Source organism: Micromonospora sp. NPDC004551 (genome assembly GCF_040609975.1).
In the GTDB taxonomy this organism is placed as follows: domain Bacteria; phylum Actinomycetota; class Actinomycetes; order Mycobacteriales; family Micromonosporaceae; genus Micromonospora.
The window spans coordinates 744,765-765,579 of the sequence record NZ_JBEXLM010000001.1; the positions used below are offsets into that span (position 1 = coordinate 744,765).

Genomic DNA, 20,815 nt, shown 5'->3' on the forward strand with positions numbered 1-20,815 from the left:
CTCAGCGCCGCCCGCGGGCGGCGACCGCGTCGACCAGCCAGCGCGACAGGGAGTACGCCGGGGGCAGCTCCGCGGGCAGCGCGTCCACCGGGAACCAGCGGGCCTCGGTCAGCTCCCTCGGGTCCACCGCCGGTTCGGCGGACGGGTCGGTGACGACGGCGGTGAAGCCGGCGAGCAGGGTGCCCGGGCCGGACATCGCCCAGGGCTGGCTGTCCACGTAGGTGGGTCGCCCGATGGTCAGGCCGACCTCCTCGGCGACCTCCCGGTGGGCGGCCGCCTCCAGCGACTCGCCCGCCTCGACGAACCCGGCGACCAGCGCCCACAGGTCGGTCGGCCCGTACGCGTGCCGGACCAGCAGCAGCTCCTCGGGGCCGCCGGACCGGCCGGGGCGGGTGATCGCCACGAGCACCGCGACGGAGAGCGGCAGGAACACGGTCAGCTCGCAGGCCGGGCAGCGCCGTGCGGTCTCGCCCGGCACGTCGGCCAGCTCGGCCCGGCAGGCCCCGCACCACCGGTGCGTACGCCGCCAGGTGGCCACGGCGAGCGCCCGCCCGGCCAGGTCGGCCTGTGCCGCGGGCAGCTCGGCGGCGAGGCCCCGCCAGCCGCGCCAGCGGCCGGTCAGCGCCTCGGGGTCGGCGGCCTCGGCCGCCCAGGCCGGCACCCCGTCCAGCGTGCCGACCGGCACCCAGTCGAGCCCGGCGGGCAGCTCGCCGATCCGGGGGAACCGCCCGTCCGGGCCGGTCAGCAGCCGGCGCCCGGCCACCGGCAGGGCCAGGTCGTCCGGATGCGGGGACCGGCCGTGGTCGGCGGTGGGCCGGAAGCCGGCGGGCGCGGGCGGTGTGCGACCGGGCCCGCCTGTCCCGGCCGCGTCGGCGTCGCCCGGCGCGCGGGTGCCGCCGAGGCTCACGACGTGGCGGTGCGGCGGTCGACCACGCCCGCCCCGGCCGGCACGTCGAAGGCGGCCGACTCGACCGTGTCGGTGTAGCGGCTCAGGGTGACCTCCGCCGGCTTGCCGTCGAGGGTGCCGGTGAAGCTGCCCAGCACGCCCTCGCTGGTCACGCAGGCGCTGAAGCGGTCGCCGGCCCGGGTGACGTCGACGCAGGTGGCGTGGTGTCCGGCCAGCGTGGTGTCGCTCTGTTCGATGTCGGCGTCGGGGTCGAGGGCCGCGTCGGTGAGCAACCGGATCACCGCCGGTGGGGTGACGAGCCCGTGCTTGCGCGCCTCGCCGTAGACGATCACCGAGGGCTTGCCGGCGGTCAGCACCGGCGGCGACACGGTGCACGCGGTGCGCCCGGCCGTGTTGGCGCACCGGGTCACCGCCTCCTGGGTCACGGTGATCTTGCCGTCCGGCCAGGTGTACGAGGAGCGCAGCGGCTCCTTGGTCTGCGCGATCGACGCGGTCCGGCCGCCGCTGAGCTGGTAGTCGGCGGCCCAGGTCTGCTCCAGTGCCCGGTCCATCCGGGCGGTCAGGTCGTTGACGAGATCGGCCCGCCCGAGGGCGACCCCGGTGTCGTCGAGAGCCTGGCAGCCGGTGACCGAGAGCGACACGATGGCCGAGGCGGCGAGCACGCGGAGAGTCGTCGAGGCGGCGGGCATGCCGCCCAGCCTTGTCGATCGACGCAACCTCTCGCAAACCCGTTGTCGGTTGAGGCCGGAGAATCCGGGAATGTCCGTGTCACCCGCTCGCCGGGGTGCGGCCCCGAAGGGCATACGCGAGGGCGGGGACCGATACGCTGCGTTCAACACCTGCCTCAGCCGCACCGTCGCGGCCCATACCGGACCGGAACACACAAACGAGGAGCGACTCAGTGGCAACCATCGAGGGAATCGTCGCCCGGGAGATCCTGGACTCGCGGGGCAACCCGACGGTCGAGGTCGAGGTCGGGCTCGACGACGGCACGATCGCCCGCGCCGCGGTGCCGTCCGGCGCCTCCACCGGCGCCTTCGAGGCGGTCGAGCTGCGCGACGGTGACAAGGACCGCTACCTGGGCAAGGGTGTCGAGAAGGCCGTCGCCAACATCGAGGACAAGATCGTCGATCAGCTCATCGGCTACGAGGCCAGCGAGCAGCGGCTGATCGACCAGAAGATGATCGACATCGACGGCTCCGACAACAAGGGCGAGCTGGGCGCCAACGCCATCCTGGGCGTCTCGCTGGCCGTGGCGAAGGCCGCCGCGGGCAGCGCCGAGCTGAGCCTCTTCCGCTACCTGGGCGGCCCGAACGCGCACCTGCTCCCGGTGCCGATGATGAACATCCTCAACGGCGGCGCGCACGCCGACTCGAACGTCGACATCCAGGAGTTCATGATCGCGCCGATCGGCGCGCCCACCTTCCGCGACGCGCTGCGCTCCGGCGCCGAGGTCTACCACGCGCTGAAGTCGGTGCTGAAGAAGAAGGACCTGTCGACCGGCCTCGGCGACGAGGGCGGCTTCGCCCCGAACCTGCCCACCAACGCCGCCGCGCTCGACCTGATCGCCGAAGCCGTCGAGAAGGCCGGCTACCGGCTCGGCACCGACATCGTCTTCGCCCTCGACGTGGCCGCCACCGAGTTCTTCGACAACGGCAGTTACACCTTCGAGGGCACCGCGAAGACCGCCGAGGAGATGAGCAACTACTACACCAAGCTCGTCGGCGACTACCCGATCGTCTCCATCGAGGACCCGCTGTCCGAGGACGACTGGAGCGGCTGGGCCACCCTCACGGCGGCGCTCGGCGACCGGATCCAGATCGTCGGCGACGACCTGTTCGTCACCAACCCGCAGCGCATCGCCCGGGGCATCACCGAGCGGGCCGCCAACGCGGTCCTCGTGAAGGTCAACCAGATCGGCTCGCTGACCGAGACCCTGGACGCGGTCGACCTGGCCCACCGGGCGGGCTTCAAGTGCATGATGAGCCACCGCTCCGGCGAGACCGAGGACACCACCATCGCCGACCTGGCGGTCGCCACCGGCTGCGGTCAGATCAAGACCGGGGCCCCGGCCCGCTCCGACCGGGTCGCGAAGTACAACCAGCTCCTGCGGATCGAGGAGGAGCTGGCCGACGCGGCGCGGTACGCCGGCGCCGGCGCGTTCCCGCGCTACCGTTCGGCCTGAGCCGAGAGCTCCGGGGGAGGGGTGTGACGATGCAGCAGCGCCGCACACCGGGTGGCCAGCGGCCCGCCCGTCGGCCGGGTCAGGCCGGCCGGCCGGGCGCGGCCCGGGTCCGGTCGTCGGTCCGCGACTCCGGCGTCCGCGCCGAGCCGCGCGCCGCCGGCCGGTCGCCCGGCGCCGGCCGCGCCACCGAGGGGGTACGCTCCGCGAGCCGCCCCGCGGCGGCCCGGCGTGCCGCGGCCGGTGGCACGGTCAAGCGGCTCACCGCACCCCAACCCCGGCGCTTCACCGGGCGCGCCACCGTGCTCTTCGCGGTGCTGATCGCGCTCGCCCTGGCCTACACCTATCCGGTCCGGGTCTACCTGGACCAGCAGGCCGACATCGAGCGCATGGAGGCGTCCCAGGCGCGCCAGCGGGAGCTGATCCAGGACCTCTCCGCTGAGGCGGAGAAGTGGCAGGACCCGGCGTACATCGAGACGCAGGCCCGGGAGCGGTTCTTCATGGGCCGCCCCGGCGAGACGCTGCTCGTGGTGCTCTCCGACCCGGAGGGCGCCGCCAAGGACGCCGGCAAGGGGGCGAAGCCGGGGCCGCCGAAGCCGCCGGACCCCTGGTACGGCACCCTGTGGTCGAGCGTGCAGGCGGCCAACGCCGAGCGCCCGGACAAGTGAGCACCGAGGAGAGACAGGCACCCGTGAGCGTCGTACCACCGCAGGATCCGGCGGCGGAATCCGTACCCCCGCCGGAGCGCCAGCCGGCCACCGAGGCCGACCTGGCCGCGGTGGCCGCGCAGCTCGGACGCCCGCCCCGCGGCACCCGGGCGGTGGCCCACCGGTGCCCGTGCGGCCTGCCCGACGTGGTGGAGACGACGCCCCGGCTGGCCGACGGCACGCCCTTCCCGACGCTGTTCTACCTGACCTGCCCGCGGGCCACCGCGGCGTGCAGCCGGCTGGAGTCGGCCGGGCTCATGAAGGAGATGGCCGAGCGGCTCGCCGAGGACCCGGAGCTGGCCGCCCGCTACCGGGCGGCGCACGAGGACTACCTGGCCCGCCGCGAGGCGATCGGCCAGGTGCCGGAGATCGCCGGCATCTCGGCCGGCGGCATGCCGGGGCGGGTGAAGTGCCTGCACGTGCACCTCGGGCACGCGCTCGCCGCCGGGCCGGGGGTCAACCCGTTCGGCGACGAGACCCTCGCCCTGGTGGAGAAGTGGTGGGCCGCGGGCCCCTGCGTGGACGTGCCCGCGGCGGAGTGAGATGACCGCCACCGACGAGATCGTGGTCCGCCGCGCCCGCACCGGCGACGTGCGCGGCATCCGGCGGCTGGTGGACACCTACACCGATGACCGGCGGCTGCTCAGCAAGGCCACCGTCACCCTCTACGAGGACGTGCAGGAGTTCCGGGTGGCGGTGACGCCCGACGGCACGGTGGTCGGCTGCGGCGCGCTGCACGTGATGTGGGAGGACCTCGCCGAGATCCGCACGGTCGCGGTCGACCCGTCCTGCCGGGGCCACAAGATCGGGCACCGGATCGTCGGCGAGCTGATCGACGCGGCCCGCGAGCTGGGCGTCGCCCGGATCTTCGTGCTCACCTTCGAGACCGGGTTCTTCGGCTCGTTCGGCTTCCGCGAGATCGACGGCGCCCCGGTGCCGCAGCCGGTCTACGAGCAGCTCCTGCGCTCCTACGACGAGGGTGTCGCCGAGTTCCTCGACCTGGAGCGGGTCAAGCCGAACACCCTCGGCAACAGCCGCATGCTGCTGCGCCTCTGAGCGCCGGCCGTCGCCACATCGCGGACCGAGCCGAGTCGGCTGCCGTAGGGTGGCAGCCGTGACGACGCGTGTGGCCGCCATCGACTGCGGGACCAACTCGATCCGACTGCTGGTCGCCGACCTGCCCGACCCGTCCGCCGGGCCGCAGGCGCCGCTGGTCGACCGGAGCCGCCGGATGGAGATCGTCCGGCTGGGCCAGGGCGTCGACAAGACCGGGCGGCTGGCGCCCGAGGCGATCGAACGCACCCGCGTGGCGCTCGCCGAGTACGCGGCGGAGATCGAGAAGCTGGGCGCCGAGCGGGTGCGGATGTGCGCCACCTCCGCCTCCCGCGACGCCTCGAACGCCGCCGACTTCCGGGCGATGGTCGAGCAGACCCTCGGCGTCGCGCCCGAGGTGGTCACCGGCGACGAGGAGGCCCGGCTCTCCTTCACCGGCGCCGTCCGGGGCCTGCCCGCCGACGCCGAGCCGCCCTACCTGGTGGTCGACATCGGCGGCGGCTCCACCGAGTTCGTGGTGGGCACCCGCGAGGGCGGCGTCCAGGCGGCCATCTCGATGGACATCGGCTGCGTCCGGATGACCGAGCGCCACCTGCACGGCGACCCGCCCGGCCTGGACGAGATCGCCGCCGCGCAGGCCGACATCGCGGTCGCGGTGGACCGGGCGCTGGCGGCCGTGCCGGGCCGGGAGGCCGCCACGCTGGTCGGGCTGGCCGGGTCCGTCACCACCGTGGTCGCGATCGCCCAAGGCCTCCAGGAGTACGACCCGGAGCGCATCCACCACGCCCGGGTGTCGTACGAGCAGGTCGCCGACGTCACCGCCGACCTGCTGGGCAAGACCCGCGAGCAGCGGCTGGCGATCCCCGTGATGCACCCGGGCCGGGCCGACGTGATCGGGGCGGGCGCGCTGGTGCTGCGGGTCATCATGGAGCGCGCCGGGATGCCCTCGGTCGTCGCCTCCGAACACGACATCCTCGACGGCATCGCCTGGTCCCTGGCCTGAGGCGGTCTAGGGTCGGCGGATGGCAGTCAGGCGAATCACGCCGAACATCCTCTCGGCCGACTTCGAGGCGAGCGGCCGCTTCTACCGCGACCTGATCGGGCTCGGCGGCGGTGACGGGCTCGACTGGATCCGGTTCTTCGGCGGCGAGGTCCGTGAGGTCCAGCTCTCGGTGATGAAGCTGGACGTCAAGGCCGGGATCCACGCCGACGTGTCGATCGAGGTGGACGACCTCGACGACGTGTACGCCCGGTGTGTGGAGGCCGGGGCCGACATCGCCTACCCGTTGACGGACGAGCCGTGGGGGCTACGCCGGTTTTTCGTCCGGGACCCGGACGGCACGGTGGTCAACGTGACCCAGCACCACGGGTAGCCGGCTGGTCAGGGCAAGTCACGTCGCCGGCGCGGCCAGTCCGACGACCGCCGGGGCCCGTCCGCGGAGCCGCCCGACAGCAACCCGGCCCAGTCCGAACGGCCGGCCCAGTCCGAACCGCCGGCTCCGGCGGTGGCGCCGACCCGGACCCGTTCCGGCTCGGGCGTGCTGCGCGGCGTGGCCAGCCCGAGGCCGTCCGCGCCCAGTGGACGGTTCCGCTCGTCGGCGGGCGGGATCTCGTCCGCCAGCGCCGGCGCGGGGGTGGCCTCGGCGGGCTGCGGCCACCGCTGCCAGCGGCGGATGCTCACGACCCCGACGAGGAGCAGCGCGCCGACCAGCAGTGTCGTCCCGTTCCGGAGCGGGGCCGCGAGGTCGACCTGGTGGCCGCTCAGGGTCAGCGTGTGGTCGAACAGCTTCGTCACTGCGGTCGGGCTGACCAGCAGGCCCAGGTAGCTGGCCGAGTAGGCCAGGCCGGTCAGCGCCGCGCCCAGGGGCGAGAACCGGAGCGTGGCGATGAGCCCGAGCACGATCCCGGCGGCGGCCAGCACCAGAGCGGGCCGAACGAAATCAGCGCTGTCGAGCGCGCCGCCGTTCTGTGCGGCGGCGAACGCCTGCTCCGACCGGTCCTGTCCGAGGGCGAAGAGAATCCAGGCCAGCGGGCCGACGACGGCCGCGGCGAGCACGGTTCCGAGATGTCGCATCCGGGCAACTTACCGATGTTCCGTGCTCAGGAGCAGGCCCCATAAGCGAAATTTAAGGGCGATCCGCAGCCACGGCGGCCGGGGTCAGGTGCGTTCGGTGGCGAGGCGGGCGCCGAAGCCGAGCAGCGCCGTTCCGGTGAGCCCGTCCAGCCAGCGCCGGACCCGTCGCCGGGACAGCAGGTCCCGCGCCCGGTTGAGCGCCGAGACCAGGACCAGCAGGTACGCGAGGCTGAGCACCGCGTGGCTGAGCGCGAAGGCGAGCAGTACCCCGACCGGTGCCCCACCGCCGACGAACTGCGGCAGCACGGCCAGGTAGAACGCCAGCACCTTCGGGTTGGTGATGTTGGACAGGAAGCCCTGCCGGAACCCGGTCAGCGCCTGCCCGGGCGCGGCGGTGGCGTCACCGGCGAGCGGGGGATGGTCGCCTTGCCAGGCCGACCGCCAGGCCTGTACTCCGAGGTACGCCAGGTAGGCCACGCCGGCCCAGCGGATCGCCTCGAAGAGCGGCTGGGAGCGCACGATGAGCGCGCCGAGCCCGGCGGCGGCGACCAACCCCTGCACCGCGTTGGAGGCCGTCACGCCGATCGCGCTCCACCTGCCGCGGCGCCGGCCGGCGGCCAGGGTGTTGCGGGTGACCACGGCGAAGTCCGGCCCCGGGATGAGGATCAGCACGGTGGCGAAGACGAGGAAGGACGCGTAGCTGCTCCACGACACGCCCCGAGCCTAGCTACCATGTTCTTGACGGTACTCCGCAATCCGCACTAGTGTGCGGAGCGTGGATACGACGCAGCTCCTCAAGGGCGTGCTCGACCTGGCCGTTCTCGCCGTGCTCAAGGACGAGGACGGCTACGGTTACGACATCCTCCGCCGGCTGCGCGAGGCCGGCCTGGAGGAGGTCGGCGACGCCTCGGTCTACGGCACCCTGCGCCGGCTCTTCGCCGCCGGGCTGCTGACCACCTACGTGGTGCCGAGCGAGTCCGGCCCGCACCGCAAGTACTACTCACTCAACGCCGCCGGCCGGGACCAGCTCACCCGCTCCGGCAAGACCTGGCGCTCCTTCGCCACCACCATGGACGCACTGCTGGACGATCGGGGGATGGCGGCATGACCGTCACTGGGCAGGAGATCGCGGGCTACGTCGACCGGGTGCGGGCCGCCCTGGCCGACCTGCCGCCCGCCGTCCGCGACGAGCTGACCGAGGACCTGCCGGAGCACCTCGCCGAGGTGGCCGCCGAGGCCGACGGCACACTTGTCGACCGGCTCGGCGAGCCGGAGGCGTACGCGGCCGAGCTGCGGGCCGCCGCCGGCGCCGAGGCGGGCGCCGGCTCCGGGCGGCGGGGTCGCCGGCTGGCCGCCGCCCAGGCACGCGCCGGCACCCAGCTCCGGGCCCTCGACGCCCAGCTCGGCCCGCTGCTCGGGCAGTCCTCGGTGAGCGAGTTCCTCCGCCCGCTGCGCCCCGCCTGGTGGCTGCTGCGCGGCTGGCTCGCGGCGCTGGTGATCTCCGTGGTGCTCCAGGAGCCCTCGGGGCTGCTCCCGCGGCTCGACGGCAGCGTGCTGGCCGGCCTGTTCCTGCTCGCCGGCACGGTCCTCGCGTCGGTCTGGCTGGGCCGGCGCGCACCCGGCCTCCGGGGCTGGCCGCGGCGGCTGATGCGGCTCGGCACCGCGGCGCTGCTGATCTTCTCCTTCGCCATGCTGGTCAACGTCGACCAGCACGCCAGCTCCGACCAGTTCGGCAGCTACCGGGAGGTCTCGGTCGGCGACCGGTACGACTCGGTCGAGGACGTCTTCGTCTACGACCAGGAGGGGCGGCTGATCCGCAACGCCCAGCTCTTCGACCAGAACGGCGTGCCGATCCGGCTCGGCTGGCCGACCTGCCTGGACGGGACCGGCAACATGCCCCCGCCGCGCAACGCGTACCCGTACTGCCCCGACCGGGCGCCCTTCGGGCCACCGGCACCGGCCGCGCCCGCGCCGACCGTGAGTGCCACCGCGCCGGCGGGCGGAAGCCCCACCCCCGCCCCGAGCGAAAGCCTCACGCCCGCGCCGACCGTGAGCCCGTCGGCCGCGCCCGGTGCGAGCACACCGGCGCCGGCACCGACCCGCTGACGCCGATCCCGAGGGGCGCCCGCCGACCGGCGGGCGCCCCTCGTCACGTCCACCGTGGAGGCGTCCCACCGGGGCCGGTCCCCGGAACGCGCCACAGCAGCCGGCCGGACACGGACCGCCGCCCGCGCCGCCCGGTCCGGCAGGCGAACGGGAGGTGAATGCCACTGTTCTTTCGTCTTCCCCGGGCCGGTGAGCGCGTGGCACGCTACCCGCACGTAACACCCACTGTGCGACCAGCCAACGATGACTGACCGCTAGGAGGACGGGACCATGGGCGAGATGGTGAGCTTCACCGGCAACGGGGGGACGAGCGAGGGGTATCTCGCGATACCCTCCGGCGGTGCGGCCAGCCCGGCGGTCATCGTCATCCAGGACTGGTGGGGCCTGGTGCCCCACGTCCGGGCGGTCGTGGACCGTTTCGCGGACGCCGGCTTCGTCGCGCTGGCGCCCGACTTCCGGCACGGCGGCCCGGCGAGCAAGCCGAGTGAGCCCCGGCAGATGCTGAACAGCACCCAGATGGACGAGGCGGCGAGCGACATCGCGGCCGCCGCCGAATACCTGGCCGACCGGCCCGAGGTCGCCGGCAAGGTGGGCTGCGCCGGGTTCTGCGCCGGCGCGAGCCTGGCCCTCTGGTCCGGCACCTTCTCCGAGCGGATCGTCGCCACCGCCGGCTTCTACCCGCGGCTGCCCTGGGACGGCATGCGCGCCGGAGCGGCGGACGACGCGGGCCGCACCGGCTGGGCCGGCTACGCCGGCAAAGCCGCGCTCATCCACTGCTCCGAGGCGGACGGCCTCTCCGCCGCCGACGGGGTGCAGAGCGTCCGCCGGGCCATCGAGACGGCCGGCGGGACCTGCCAGACCTACGACTACCCGGGCACCGCGCACGCGTTCTTCAACGAGGACCGGCCGGAGCACTTCGACCAGCGGGCCGCCGCCACGGCCTGGGCCCGCACGCTGGAACTCTTCCGGGCCAAGCTTGGCTGAGCCGCGTACCCCCGCCGAGGTGGTCGCCCGCGCCGCGCGGGCGACCGACCTGGCCGACCTCGACGGTGCGGTGAGCAACTGCTTCGCCTGTCCCCGGCTGGTCGCCTGGCGGGAGGATGTGGCCCGGGTCAAGCGGGCCGCCTTCCGCGACCAGACCTACTGGGGCCGGCCGGTGCCCGGCTTCGGCCCGCCCGACGCGCGGATCGGCGTCCTCGGCCTGGCGCCCGCCGCGCACGGCGGCAACCGCACCGGCCGGATCTTCACGGGGGACCGCTCCGGCGACGTGCTCTTCGCCGCGCTGCACCGGGCCGGGCTGGCCAACCAGGCGACCAGTGTGTCCGCCGACGACGGCCTGGCCCTGCGGCACACCCGCATCTTCGCCGCCGTGCGCTGCGCCCCGCCGGACAACAAGCCCACCCCGGTCGAGCGGGACACCTGCGCGCCGTGGCTGCACCGCGAGGTCGCGCTGATCCGGCCCACCCTGCGTGTCGTGGTCGCGCTGGGCGCGTTCGCCTGGGCCGCGTGGTGGCCGGTGTTGCGCGATGTCTACGGACAGCGCCCGCCCACTCCGCGCCCGGCCTTCGGCCATGGGGCACACTGGTCCGGCACATCCGCACCGGCACTGCTCGGCTGCTATCACGTCAGCCAGCAGAACACCTTCACGGGGCGGCTGACACCAGCGATGTTGGACGACGTGTTCGCGCGGGCCAAGGACCTGGCCGGGGTGGACTGAGGAATGCGTGGGGCGGTGGGATGGACCTCGGCGTGCTGCGCAGGTGGTGGCCGGTCGCGGCGGTGATCCTGCTGCTCGCCGTCGGCGCGCTCGCCGCCGGGCACTCCGCCATCGGGGCGAGCCGCATCCCGCCCGCCGCCGACAACCTCCCGTACGTGCCGGACTACCCCTCCCCAGAAGCCCTGCCCTCGATCACGGTCGAGCCCCGGGACCTCGGCGAGCCCACCTCCGGCGGCATTCCGGGCTGGCTCGCGACCGCCGCCGTCGTGGTGCTCGGTGCGGCCGTGCTGGCCGCGGTCGGGTACGTGCTGTGGACCGTGTTCGGCGGGGCGCTGCGCCGGACCACCCGTGCGGTGCCCGCCCAGCGGGCCCGGCGCACCGCCGAGGGCACCGCCCGCGAGGTGGTGGCCGCGCTGGACGCCGGCCTGGAGGAGCTGGACGACCGGTCCACCGACCCGCGCACCGCGGTGATCGCCTGCTGGGTCCGGCTGGAGGAGGCCGCCGGCGAGGCCGGGGTGCCCCGGCGGGCCGGGGACACCCCCACCGATCTGGTCAGCCGGCTGCTGCGCGGCGACCCGGCGGCCGGTGTCCCGGCGATCGTCAGCGCCGACGTGCTGGACGGTTTCGCGCACGTCTACCGCGAGGCCCGCTACGCCACCCACACCGTGGACGAGCGGATGCGTGACCAGGCCCGAGCCGCCCTGCGCCGGCTGCGCGGCGAGCTGACCTCGGCGGCCCCCGATGAGGCGACGGCATGAGCACGAGCATCGACGACCTGCTCTCGTTCGGCGAGGAGCCCGCCGAGGAGGCGCGGCGGCCCGGCGGCGGGCGGACGCGCTGGGTGCTGCGCAGCCTCGCGGTCACCGCCGCGATCACGGTGGTGGTCGTCGTCGGGCTGCGCGCGGTCGGCCTCCAGGTGTCCCTGTGGATCGTCGTGGCGGGCGTGCTCGCCGTGCTCGCCGTCCGCCGGGTCACCGCCGAGCTGTCGCCCCCGCCGCCGTCCCGGGCCGGCGCCCGCGCGCCGGCCGGTGAGGAACCCGACACCTGGAACTGGGCCTCCCGGGACGCTTTGCGCGCCGCGATCAACGGGTGGGAACGCCCGCTGGACTGGTGCTCCGACAACCGGGAGCGGTTCACCGGGCGGGTGCTGCCCCGCCTCGGCGAGCTGGCCGACGAGCGGTTGCGCCAGAAGCACGGCGTCACCCGCGAGTCCGACCCGGCCCGCGCCCGCGCCCTGCTGGGCGAGCCGCTGTGGACGTTCCTCGGCACCCCCGCCCGCCGCCCCCCGTCGCCGCGCGACCTCGCGGTGATCGTCGCCGAACTGGAGAAGCTGTGATGAACGACGTGGACCGGAGCATGCCCCCCGCCGAGGTCGGCCGGCTGGCCCGCGCGGTGCTGGACGCGGTCGGCACGGTCGTGGTCGGCAAGCGGGAGGCGCTGGAGCTGGTCCTGGCCGGCATCCTGGCCGGCGGCCACGTGCTGCTGGAGGATCTGCCCGGCCTCGGGAAGACGCTCACCGCGCGCTCGTTCGCCCAGGCCCTCGGGCTGGACTTCCGCCGTCTCCAGTTCACCCCGGACCTGCTCCCCGCCGACGTCACCGGCTCCTTCCTCTACGACCAGCGCAGCGGGGACTTCTCGTTCCGGGCCGGCCCGGTCTTCACCAACCTGCTGCTCGCCGACGAGATCAACCGGACCCCGCCGAAGACCCAGTCGGCGCTGCTGGAGGCCATGCAGGAGAAGCAGGTCTCGGTCGAGGGCGTCACCTACCGGCTGGACGAGCCGTTCCACGTGCTCGCCACCGCCAACCCGATCGAGTACGAGGGCACGTACCCGCTGCCCGAGGCGCAGCTCGACCGGTTCCTGCTCCGGGTCTCGTTCGGCTACCCGAACCACGACGAGGAGTGGGAGGTGCTGCAACGGCGGATCGCCCGCCGCCGCGAGGAGGCCGAGATCAAGCCGGTGGTGGACGCCGCCACGCTGCGTGCCATGCAGGCCGCGCTGGAGGACGTGGTGGTCGAGGACTCGATCGGCCGGTACATCGTGGCGCTGACCGCGGCCACCCGGGAGCACCCGTCCGCGCTGGTCGGCGCCTCGCCACGCGGCTCGCTCGCGCTGCTGCTGCTGTCCCGGGTCCGCGCCGTGCTCGCCAACCGCGACTACGTGGTGCCGGAGGACGTCAAGGCGGTGGCCGCGCCCGCGCTGGCACACCGGATCACCCTGCGGCCGGAGATGTGGCTGCGCCGGGTGGATCCGTCCTTCGTGGTCGGTGAGGTGCTGGAGTCCACTCCCGCCCCGGCCAGCGGCGCGCTGCCCAGCTACGCGGCCGGACCGTCCGGGCGCTGATGGCCGACCGTCAGGAACCGGCCAGCGGCTGGGCGCCCACCCGGGCGCTCGGCCGGGCCGTGCTGCTCACCGGTCTGCTGCTGGTCGCCGCCGTGCTGCTCGGCCGGATCGACCTCGTCGTGCTGGCCACCCCGTTCGCGCTGGGCACCGCGTACGCGCTGCACCGCCGGCCCACCGCGCTGCCCGACCTGGAGATCGGCGTCCAGGACGCGCACCTGGTGGAGGGCGCGCCGATGACCGCCACGGTGGGGGTGGCGAACCCGGACACCGTCTCCTACGACGTGGCGGTGGTGCGGACCCGGATGTCGCGCTGGCTGCGGGTGGAGAAGGTCGGCTTCGGCGGGACCGGGGTGGACGTGAGCCGTTCCGGCGGCGCCGACCGGCCCTTCGTCACCTCGGTGCCGTCCGGCTCGGCCGTCGACCTGGAGCTGACCGGGACGGCGCTGCGCTGGGGGCGGCACCCGATCGGGCCGGCCGGCGCGCGGGTCGCCGCCGCGGACGGGCTGCTGGTGTCGCGGGCCGTGATCACCGACGCGGTCCGGATGCGGGTCTACCCGATGACCGAGCCGTTCGAGGCGGTCGAGGCGATGCCCCGGGCGGCGGGTCTGGTCGGCGCGCACCACTCGCGCCGGCCGGGGGAGGGCGGCGAGCTGGCCGGGGTACGCGTCTTCGCGCCGGGGGACCGGCTGCGCCGGATCGACTGGCGGGTCTCGCTGCGGGCCCGTCAACTGCACGTGGCGGCCACCCTCTCCGACCGGGACGCCGAGGTGGTGGTGCTGCTCGACGTGCTGGCCGAGGCGGGCCGCTCCGGCGGCGTACGCGGGGCGGCGTCCGTGCTGGACACCACCGTCCGGGCGGCCGCCGCGATCGCCGAGCACTACCTGCACCGGGGCGACCGGGTGGCGCTGCTGGAATACGGTCCCGGCGCCCGCCGGCTGCGCCCGGCCACCGGCCGCCGGCAGTACCTGACCGTGCTGGAGTGGCTGCTCGACGTCAAGGCCGAGTCCTCCCCGCATGAGCCGTACGACCAGGTCTTCGGCGGGCAGCTGCTCTCCTCGGACGCGCTGGTGGTGGTGCTCACCCCGCTGCTCGACGAGCGGTCGGCGCAGATGCTGGCCCGGATGGCCCAGGGTGGACGGTTCGTGGTCGCCGTGGACACCCTGCCGGCCGAGTTGCCGGTGCCGAAGGACCGCGGCTGGGCCGAGGTGGCGTACCGGCTGTGGCGGCTGGACCGGGACACGATGATCGGCCAACTGCGCGAGCACGGCGTGCCGGTGGTGCGCTGGGCCGGCGCCGGCAGCCTCGACCAGGTGCTGCGCGACGTGGCCCGCCTGGCCACCGCGCCGAGGGCGGGTATGCGGTGAGCGCGAGGAACGCGGCGCGGCGGAGTCCCGCAGTCGCGAACGAAGAGTGGTTCAGATGAACGATGTCGTCGAGGGGCTGACCGAGCGGGTACGCACCCTCCAGTACCGGGTGCGGCGGATCGGCCCGACGCCGCTGCTGGTGCGGGCCGGCATCTTCCTCAGCGTGCTGGTCGGCTTCCTGGTCGCGTACCCCGCGCAGGCCCTCATCCCGCGGTCGCTGCTGGCCCTCACGGTGGTGGCGGTGCTGCCGGCGGTCGGCCCGCGCCGGGTCTGGCCGACCTTCGCGGCGCTGGTGACCGTCGGCGGCTGGCTGCTCGCCACGCTCGGCTTCGACCGGCCGCCGGCGCTGTGGCGGCTGCTCGCCGTGGCCACGCTGCTCTACCTGGCGCACACGCTGTGCGCGCTGGCCGCGCTGCTGCCCTACGACGCGGTGGTCGACCCGGACCTGGTGCTGCGCTGGCTGGCTCGGGCCGGCGCGGTGGTGCTGGCGTCCGCCGTGCTCGGCATCGTGCTGGCCGCACTCGGCGGGGCCGGCGGGGACCGGGGTTCCCAGGCGGCGACAGTGGCGGGGCTGCTGGTGGCGGTGGGTCTCAGCGGCCTCCTGGCCTGGCTCCTGCGTCGCAGATAACGGGACGCGACGGGAAGTTGCGCAGGTCACAGGGGTTGTGCTCCGTCACAGAAGAGGGTCTCGATCGGGATTAGCCGAGCCGCCCGGGGAAAGATAGATGGCGTGAATCCGAAGCGGATCCTTGTCGTGGGTGCCGGGCACGTGGGCCTGTACGCCGCTCTGCGCCTGTCCAAGAAGCTGAGCTCCCGTGAGGCCGAGGTCATCGTCGTCGACCCGCAGCCGCACATGACCTACCAGCCGTTCCTCCCGGAGGCTTCGGCGGGCAACATCTCCCCGCGGCACGCTGTGGTGCCGCTGCGGCGGGAGTTGCGCAAGTGCAAGGTCGTGGCCGGCACGGTCACCCGGATCGACCACGACCGCAGGACCGCCGTGGTACAGCCGATCAGCGGCCCGACCCGGGAGATCCAGTACGACCACGTGGTGGTCGCCCCCGGTTCGGTCTCCCGGACCCTGCCGATCCCCGGCCTGCACGAGCACGGCATCGGGTTCAAGACCATCGGTGAGGCCATCTTCCTGCGCAACCACGTGCTGGACCGGCTCGACGTGGCGGCCGCCACCACCGACCCGGAGGTGCGCAGCCGCGCGCTGACGTTCGTCTTCGTCGGCGGTGGTTACGCCGGCATCGAGGCACTCGCCGAGATGGAGGACATGGCCCGGGACGCGCTGCGCTACTACCCGGAGCTGAAGCCCGAGGACATGCGCTGGGTACTGGTCGAAGCCACCCAGCGGGTGCTGCCCGAGGTCGACCGGGACATGGGCGCCTACACGGTGCAGGAGCTGCTCAAGCGGAACATGGACATCCGCCTGGACACCCGGCTGGAGTCCTGCGTCGACGGGGTCGCGAAGCTCTCCGACGGGGCCAGCTTCCCGTCCGACACGATCGTCTGGACGGCCGGCGTGAAGCCGTCGCCGATGCTGGACGCGACCGACTTCCCGCGCGACGAGCGGCGCCGCGTCACCTGCCTGCCGACCCTCCAGATCGTGGACGGCGACCGGGTGGTCGAGGGTGCGTGGAGCGCCGGCGACTGCGCTGCGGTGCCGGACCTGACCAAGGAGCCGGGCAACTTCTGCTCGCCCAGCGCCCAGCACGCGGTGCGGCAGGCCGCCCGGATGGCCGACAACATCGCGAACGTGATCCGCGGGCGCGAGCCGGTCGACTACAAGCACAAGCACGCGGGCAGCGTCGCCAGCCTCGGCCTGCACAAGGGCGTGGCGCAGGTCTACGGCGTGAAGATGACCGGCTGGCCGGCCTGGTTCATGCACCGCACGTACCACATGTCGCGGATCCCCTCGTTCAACCGCAAGGTCCGCGTCGTGGTCGACTGGACGCTGGCGTTCTTCCTCAAGCGTGAGGTGGTCGCCCTGGGCCAGCTGCACGACCCGCGCGAGGAGTTCGCCGAGGCGTCCGCCCCGCCGGTCGGCGCGCGGGGCTGAGCGGAGCGCGACCGAGCAGACGGAGAGGGCCCTTCCCGCACGGGAGGGGCCCTTCGCCGTGTCCGGGTCAGAACCGCCAGGTCCAGGCGTCGGCGATCCGGGTGCCCGGCCCGAAGAGCTGTTCCAGGGTCCCGCGCAGGGTCTCCGCGTGCGGCGCGTCGTCGGTCAGCGCGACGCAGGACGCGCCCCAGAACTCGATGTCCCGGGCGGCCTGCCGGCGTTGGCGGTCGCCCACCGCCGGCGCCACCCCGCGCCGGGCCACCTCGGCCAGCAGCGCGGAGGTCGGCCGCTGGTATGTGCCCATGGTGGCCGAGCCGTTGCGCCCGTACGGGCCGATGAAGAAGCCCTCCGGCATGCCGAAGGCGGCGTCGGCGGCGGTGCCCCAGCGCATCGGCCACGGGTCCGTCGGGGTGGCCGTCGGCACCGGCACCAGCACCCCGCCGGGGCGTACGCACTGCCGCCAGTGCCCACCGGTGACGAACTCGGGCAGCGGCGGCCGGTCGGTGGTGGGCAGGGGCGTGGGGAAGACGCTGAGCAGGGCCGCGCCGACCGCGAGGGGGACCAGCTGCCGCGCCCGCCCCCGCTCGCCGAGGGCCCGGTGCACGGCCAGGGTGAGCACCGTCCCGATCAGCGGCAGCACCACCAGGCCGAACCGCATGGGCAGCGCGCCGTCCACCACCGGCAGGCCGACCAGCAGGGCGTAGGGGCCGGGCACGCCGGTGCGCTCCCCGCCGACCACCACCTCGGGGCCGAGCGAGAGCGCCGCCATGACGAGCGCCCCGGTGACGCAGGCGACGACCAGGGCGCGCCGGCCCAGCCAGACCGCGCAGCCGGCGGCCACCAGCAGCAGCGGCCAGCCCAGGAAGGTGTTGAACTCGGCCGGCCCGGTGGTCAGGCGGGCGGCGTCGGGGCGGCCCAGCACGGACAGCGGGGCGAGCCGGGTCCAGCTGGTCAGGTCGGCCGAGAAGTAGTGCGGGCTGAACATCCCGTCGGAGACGCCCTGCGGCCCGGCGAACTGGAGCCACAGCGGGTACGCGAGCACGAGCAGCGCCAGACCGGCGGCGCACATCAGCCCACCGGCGAAGCCGGGCAGCGCCCGGCGCAGCAGCGACCGGTCGGCCAGCCCGTGGGCGACGGCCATGACCAGCAGGGTGAGCGCGGTGAGGAAGAGCACCTCCTCGCCGACGAAGACCTGGACGATGACGGCCGCGGCCAGCCCGAGCACCGAGCTGGCCAGGCGGCGGCGGTCCGGGCCGTCCGGGCGACCCGCCGGGTCGGCGGCCCGGAGCAGCCGGACCACCAGCCAGACGATCACCGGGACCAGCCACTGGGCCGTCATGTGCAGGTGGGCGTTGCTCTGCGAGACCATGCCCGGACCGAACCCGCAGAGTGCCGCGCCGAGCCCCGCGGCGAGCCGGCGGGCCCGCAGCGTCCGGGTGAACAGCAGGTACCAGGCGAGCGCCGTGCCGGCCAGGTTGGCCGCGGCCAGCAGGGCGAAGGTGACCGGCGCCCCGAGGGCGAGGGTGACCGGGGCGAGCAGCACGCCGAGCGCGATGACCGTGGTGTTCGTCATGAGGTTGACCCCGTCCGGCGCGTTCAACCGGTCGGTGATCAGGCCGAAGTCGCCGAGCAGGGCGCGGGCGTCGGCGGCCAGGAACCACTCGTAGAGGGTCTGGTCGGCCGGGTTGAGGGCCAGCATCCGCTGCCCCGGCGACGGCCACAGCCCGTGGGTGAGCCAGCCGGCGAGCGCCGCGAAGAGCAGGCCGGCCAGCAGGTCCGCGCGGTGCCGGCGGCCGGCGGCCAGCAGCCGGACCGCCCGGCCCGGGCGGACGGCCGGGTCGAGGCGGAGTGCCTCGTCGGGGTCGGGCCCGGGGGCCGTGCGGGCGGCGCTGGTCACGGCCTCGACCATATCGGCCGGGCCCCACGGGGTACGCCAGGCCGCGGCGCAGCCGCTACGGTGAGATCTGCATCGCGCGTGTCGGCGCGCCGGTGTCACCCGCCCGGGTGGTGGAACGGCAGACACGGCCGCCTTAAAAGCGGCTGCCGCAAGGCGTGCGGGTTCGACCCCCGCCCCGGGCACCAACTCTCAGCTTTCCCACAGCTTCGCGCCACGCACGGCGTTGCCACCCCGTTTACCCTGGAGAGGCACGTTCACGTGCATCGACCCCCTGAGGGAGGCCTGAGAAGTGAAGTCCACGAACCCGGTGCTCGCCCGGCTCGGCCAGGCGGCTGAGCGGGAGCGGGCGGCCGGGTACGCCCAGCCCGGGCCGTACGGTCAGCCCGGATTTCCGCAGCAGTACCAGCCGTACCCGCAGCAGCAGCCGTACCCGACCGGTCAGGGCTACCCGGCGGCCCCGCCCACCGTGACCCCGATGACCCTCGACGACGTGGTCGTCAAGACGGTGCTGATGCTCGGCATCCTCGGCGCCTCGGCTGCCGTGGCCTGGGTGCTCGTGCCGGACGCCCTGACCGGCGCCGCCTGGATCGGCGCGGCCGTGGTCGGCCTCGTCCTCGGCCTGGTCATCTCGTTCTCCCGGATGGCCAACCCGGCGCTCGTCGTGGCGTACTCGATCGTCGAGGGCGTCTTCGTCGGCATGGTCAGCAAGACGTTCAACACGTTCTACGACGGCATCGTGCTCCAGGCCGTGGTCGCCACCTTCGGCGTCTTCTTCCTGATGGCGATGATCTACAAGGCGCGGATCATCCGGGCCACCCCGAAGTTCGCCCGGATCATGGTGGCGATCATCGCGGGTCTCTTCGGCGTCATGCTGATCAACCTGGTGCTCGCGCTCTTCGGCGTCAACACCCACCTCCGCGACGGCAGCCCGCTGGCCATCGGCTTCAGCCTGGTCTGCATCGTGGTCGCCGCGCTGAGCTTCGTGCTCAACTTCGCGGAGATCGAGGAGGGCGTCCGGATGGGGCTCCCGCAGCGCTACTCCTGGACGGCCGCGTTCGGCATCGTGGTCGGCCTGGTCTGGCTCTACCTGGAGATCCTCCGGCTGCTGAGCTACTTCCAGGGCGACGACTGACCGACCCCGCCCCACCTGCGACGCCCGCCTGCCGCGCCCGCGGCGGCGGGCGTCGTCGTTTGCCCGCCGCCGCCGGGCCGCCGGGGGCAGAGTGAGAGCCGGGGTACGTCGGCGCGAGGAGGTCGCGGTGCGCAGTGCCAACCCGGTGCTGGACCGGCTGGACGACGTCGGCCGGACCGAGCGGCAGGTGCTCGGTGTCGGGGCCGCCGAGACGATGACGGTGGCCGACGTGGTCAGCCGGACGGCTGGGTTGCTGCTGCTCACCGGCGTCACCGCGGCGGTGGCCTGGGTGGTCGTGCCACAGGCGGTGTGGATCTCGGCGGCGCTGGCGGGCAGCGCCCTGGCCAGCCTGGTGCTCGTGCTGTTCATCTCCCTGAAGCAGGTCACCAACCCGCCGCTGATCGCCGGGTACGCGGTGCTCCAGGGGCTGCTGCTCGGCGTGGCCAGTCGCGCCTTCGAGCTGGTCTACCCGGGCATCGTGGTGCAGGCGGTGATCGGTACGTTCGCGGTCTTCCTCGGCATGGCGCTGCTCTACCGGGCCCGGCTGGTCCGGGCCACCCCGCGGCTGGCCCGGCTGGTCGTCGGCACGCTCATCGGCATCGTGGCGATCGGCCTGGTCAACCTGGTCACCTACCTGTTCACCGGGAAACAGGGCGTCGAGGTCTACAGCCTCTCCGCGCGGGTGGGCTGGCTGCCGTACGTCTTCTCGGTGGTCGCGATCATCGCCGGGGCGCTCAGCTTCATCCTCGACTTCGACCTGGTCGAGCGCTCCGCCCGCAACGGCCTGCCCCGCCGGTACGCGTGGTACTGCGCCTTCGGCCTGCTGGTCGGGCTGATCTTCCTGTACTGGCAGATCCTGCGCCTGCTCAGCTACGTCCGCCGCTGACCGTACGACAACTCCGGCTCGCCGCGCCGCGACCTGCGGCCGCCGTAGACTCGGCCGCGATGAGCGCAGCGGAACTGGACCGGGCCGTGGCCCTGCTGGTCCGACAGGTCGGGCACTGGGAGCAGCCGCGCTGGTCGGCGGCGGCCGAGGGCGGCAACGTGTCCCGCGCCGACCTCGTGCACAAGCTGGTCCAGGAGATCGCCAACCTGGCGGCCGACGCCGAGGGCGAGCCGCGCCGCGAGGTGCCCCGGCTCCCCAGCGACCTGGCCCTGCCCGATCAGCTCCGGGTGGTCGCCGCCGACCTGGTGGCGGCCGGTGCGCCGGAGCCGGTGCTGGCCGGGGCGACCGCCGCGGTGGCGCGGACCCGTTCGGCGCTGTAGCCGGC

Annotated in this window: 24 protein-coding genes and 1 tRNA gene; 20 read left to right on the forward strand and 5 right to left on the reverse strand. The window is 74.2% G+C overall.

Features of this window, described 5'->3' with window-relative positions; translation table 11 throughout:
* Position 1: 1 nt before the first annotated feature.
* On the reverse strand, positions 2-907 hold the full coding sequence (locus ABZW14_RS03725; protein ID WP_355339149.1) for an NUDIX domain-containing protein: 906 nt from the start codon (positions 905-907) through the stop codon (positions 2-4).
* A complete protein-coding gene (locus ABZW14_RS03730) occupies positions 904-1,596 on the reverse strand; it encodes a hypothetical protein (RefSeq protein WP_355339152.1) in 693 nt (230 codons plus the stop codon). Before ABZW14_RS03730 ends, ABZW14_RS03725 begins: the two co-directional genes overlap by 4 nt.
* Before the next feature lie 212 nt (positions 1,597-1,808).
* On the opposite strand from ABZW14_RS03730, the gene eno reads away from it, so the two are divergent.
* The 6 genes from eno (at position 1,809) to ABZW14_RS03760 (ending at position 6,222) form a co-directional block, all read left to right on the forward strand.
* A complete protein-coding gene (eno, locus tag ABZW14_RS03735; protein WP_355339155.1) occupies positions 1,809-3,092 on the forward strand; it encodes a phosphopyruvate hydratase in 1,284 nt (427 codons plus the stop codon).
* A 29-nt stretch (positions 3,093-3,121) separates the two neighbouring features.
* Positions 3,122-3,757 carry a septum formation initiator family protein gene (locus ABZW14_RS03740; protein WP_355339158.1) on the forward strand — a complete coding sequence of 212 codons (636 nt, stop codon included), beginning with the start codon at positions 3,122-3,124 and terminating at the stop codon, positions 3,755-3,757.
* A gap of 23 nt (positions 3,758-3,780) precedes the next feature.
* Complete coding sequence (locus ABZW14_RS03745; protein ID WP_154230005.1) at positions 3,781-4,338, forward strand: DUF501 domain-containing protein; 558 nt, start codon at positions 3,781-3,783, stop codon at positions 4,336-4,338.
* Between the two features lies 1 nt (position 4,339).
* Positions 4,340-4,852, forward strand: coding sequence for an amino-acid N-acetyltransferase (locus ABZW14_RS03750; RefSeq protein WP_355339161.1), 513 nt, complete (start codon positions 4,340-4,342; stop codon positions 4,850-4,852).
* 70 nt (positions 4,853-4,922) lie between these two features.
* Positions 4,923-5,852 (forward strand): Ppx/GppA phosphatase family protein, encoded by a 930-nt coding sequence (locus ABZW14_RS03755; protein WP_355339429.1) that lies wholly within the window; start codon positions 4,923-4,925, stop codon positions 5,850-5,852.
* Between the two features lie 19 nt (positions 5,853-5,871).
* Complete coding sequence (locus tag ABZW14_RS03760) at positions 5,872-6,222, forward strand: VOC family protein (protein ID WP_355339164.1); 351 nt, start codon at positions 5,872-5,874, stop codon at positions 6,220-6,222.
* An 8-nt stretch (positions 6,223-6,230) separates the two neighbouring features.
* On the opposite strand, the gene ABZW14_RS03765 is transcribed toward ABZW14_RS03760, so the two are convergent.
* Together ABZW14_RS03765 and ABZW14_RS03770 are read right to left on the reverse strand one after the other, a co-directional pair.
* A complete protein-coding gene (locus ABZW14_RS03765) occupies positions 6,231-6,923 on the reverse strand; it encodes a hypothetical protein (protein WP_355339167.1) in 693 nt (230 codons plus the stop codon).
* 84 nt (positions 6,924-7,007) lie between these two features.
* The gene (locus tag ABZW14_RS03770; RefSeq protein WP_355339170.1) at positions 7,008-7,637 is read right to left on the reverse strand and encodes a LysE family translocator; all 630 of its coding nucleotides are present in this window, start codon (positions 7,635-7,637) and stop codon (positions 7,008-7,010) included.
* 61 nt (positions 7,638-7,698) lie between these two features.
* Here ABZW14_RS03770 and ABZW14_RS03775 point away from each other — a divergent pair, with 61 nt between their 5' ends.
* The 10 genes from ABZW14_RS03775 to ABZW14_RS03820 all read left to right on the forward strand — a co-directional run bounded on the left by ABZW14_RS03775 (position 7,699) and on the right by ABZW14_RS03820 (position 16,515).
* Positions 7,699-8,031, forward strand: a complete 333-nt coding sequence (locus tag ABZW14_RS03775) for a PadR family transcriptional regulator (RefSeq protein WP_254332588.1) — start codon at positions 7,699-7,701, stop codon at positions 8,029-8,031.
* Positions 8,028-9,029: a hypothetical protein gene (locus ABZW14_RS03780; RefSeq protein ID WP_355339173.1), complete on the forward strand. Its 1,002-nt coding sequence runs from the start codon at positions 8,028-8,030 to the stop codon at positions 9,027-9,029. Before ABZW14_RS03775 ends, ABZW14_RS03780 begins: the two co-directional genes overlap by 4 nt.
* A 270-nt stretch (positions 9,030-9,299) precedes the next feature.
* Positions 9,300-10,013, forward strand: coding sequence for a dienelactone hydrolase family protein (locus ABZW14_RS03785; RefSeq protein ID WP_355339176.1), 714 nt, complete (start codon positions 9,300-9,302; stop codon positions 10,011-10,013).
* Positions 10,006-10,746: a uracil-DNA glycosylase gene (locus ABZW14_RS03790; protein WP_355339179.1), complete on the forward strand. Its 741-nt coding sequence runs from the start codon at positions 10,006-10,008 to the stop codon at positions 10,744-10,746. Before ABZW14_RS03785 ends, ABZW14_RS03790 begins: the two co-directional genes overlap by 8 nt.
* A gap of 20 nt (positions 10,747-10,766) precedes the next feature.
* Complete coding sequence (locus ABZW14_RS03795) at positions 10,767-11,504, forward strand: DUF4129 domain-containing protein (RefSeq protein ID WP_355339182.1); 738 nt, start codon at positions 10,767-10,769, stop codon at positions 11,502-11,504.
* Entirely contained in the window at positions 11,501-12,082 is a 582-nt protein-coding gene (locus ABZW14_RS03800; protein ID WP_355339185.1) for a hypothetical protein, read from the forward strand. Before ABZW14_RS03795 ends, ABZW14_RS03800 begins: the two co-directional genes overlap by 4 nt.
* On the forward strand, positions 12,082-13,089 hold the full coding sequence (locus ABZW14_RS03805) for a MoxR family ATPase (RefSeq protein WP_355339188.1): 1,008 nt from the start codon (positions 12,082-12,084) through the stop codon (positions 13,087-13,089). The genes ABZW14_RS03800 and ABZW14_RS03805 overlap by 1 nt, the downstream gene beginning before the upstream one ends.
* Positions 13,089-14,453, forward strand: coding sequence for a DUF58 domain-containing protein (locus tag ABZW14_RS03810; RefSeq protein ID WP_355339191.1), 1,365 nt, complete (start codon positions 13,089-13,091; stop codon positions 14,451-14,453). Before ABZW14_RS03805 ends, ABZW14_RS03810 begins: the two co-directional genes overlap by 1 nt.
* Positions 14,454-14,508: 55 nt before the next feature.
* Entirely contained in the window at positions 14,509-15,081 is a 573-nt protein-coding gene (locus ABZW14_RS03815; RefSeq protein WP_355339194.1) for a hypothetical protein, read from the forward strand.
* Between the two features lie 102 nt (positions 15,082-15,183).
* Positions 15,184-16,515: an NAD(P)/FAD-dependent oxidoreductase gene (locus ABZW14_RS03820; protein WP_355339197.1), complete on the forward strand. Its 1,332-nt coding sequence runs from the start codon at positions 15,184-15,186 to the stop codon at positions 16,513-16,515.
* Positions 16,516-16,582: 67 nt separating this feature from the next.
* Here the strand turns inward: ABZW14_RS03820 and ABZW14_RS03825 are convergent, their stop codons facing one another.
* On the reverse strand, positions 16,583-18,412 hold the full coding sequence (locus tag ABZW14_RS03825) for a hypothetical protein (RefSeq protein WP_355339200.1): 1,830 nt from the start codon (positions 18,410-18,412) through the stop codon (positions 16,583-16,585).
* Between the two features lie 101 nt (positions 18,413-18,513).
* On the opposite strand from ABZW14_RS03825, the gene ABZW14_RS03830 reads away from it, so the two are divergent.
* The 4 genes from ABZW14_RS03830 (at position 18,514) to ABZW14_RS03845 (ending at position 20,810) form a co-directional block, all read left to right on the forward strand.
* Positions 18,514-18,597, forward strand: a tRNA-Leu gene (locus tag ABZW14_RS03830).
* A 104-nt stretch (positions 18,598-18,701) separates the two neighbouring features.
* A complete protein-coding gene (locus tag ABZW14_RS03835; protein ID WP_355339203.1) occupies positions 18,702-19,544 on the forward strand; it encodes a Bax inhibitor-1/YccA family protein in 843 nt (280 codons plus the stop codon).
* Positions 19,545-19,671: 127 nt separating this feature from the next.
* Complete coding sequence (locus ABZW14_RS03840; protein WP_355339206.1) at positions 19,672-20,430, forward strand: Bax inhibitor-1/YccA family protein; 759 nt, start codon at positions 19,672-19,674, stop codon at positions 20,428-20,430.
* A gap of 59 nt (positions 20,431-20,489) precedes the next feature.
* On the forward strand, positions 20,490-20,810 hold the full coding sequence (locus tag ABZW14_RS03845) for a hypothetical protein (RefSeq protein WP_355339209.1): 321 nt from the start codon (positions 20,490-20,492) through the stop codon (positions 20,808-20,810).
* Positions 20,811-20,815 lie beyond the last annotated feature (5 nt).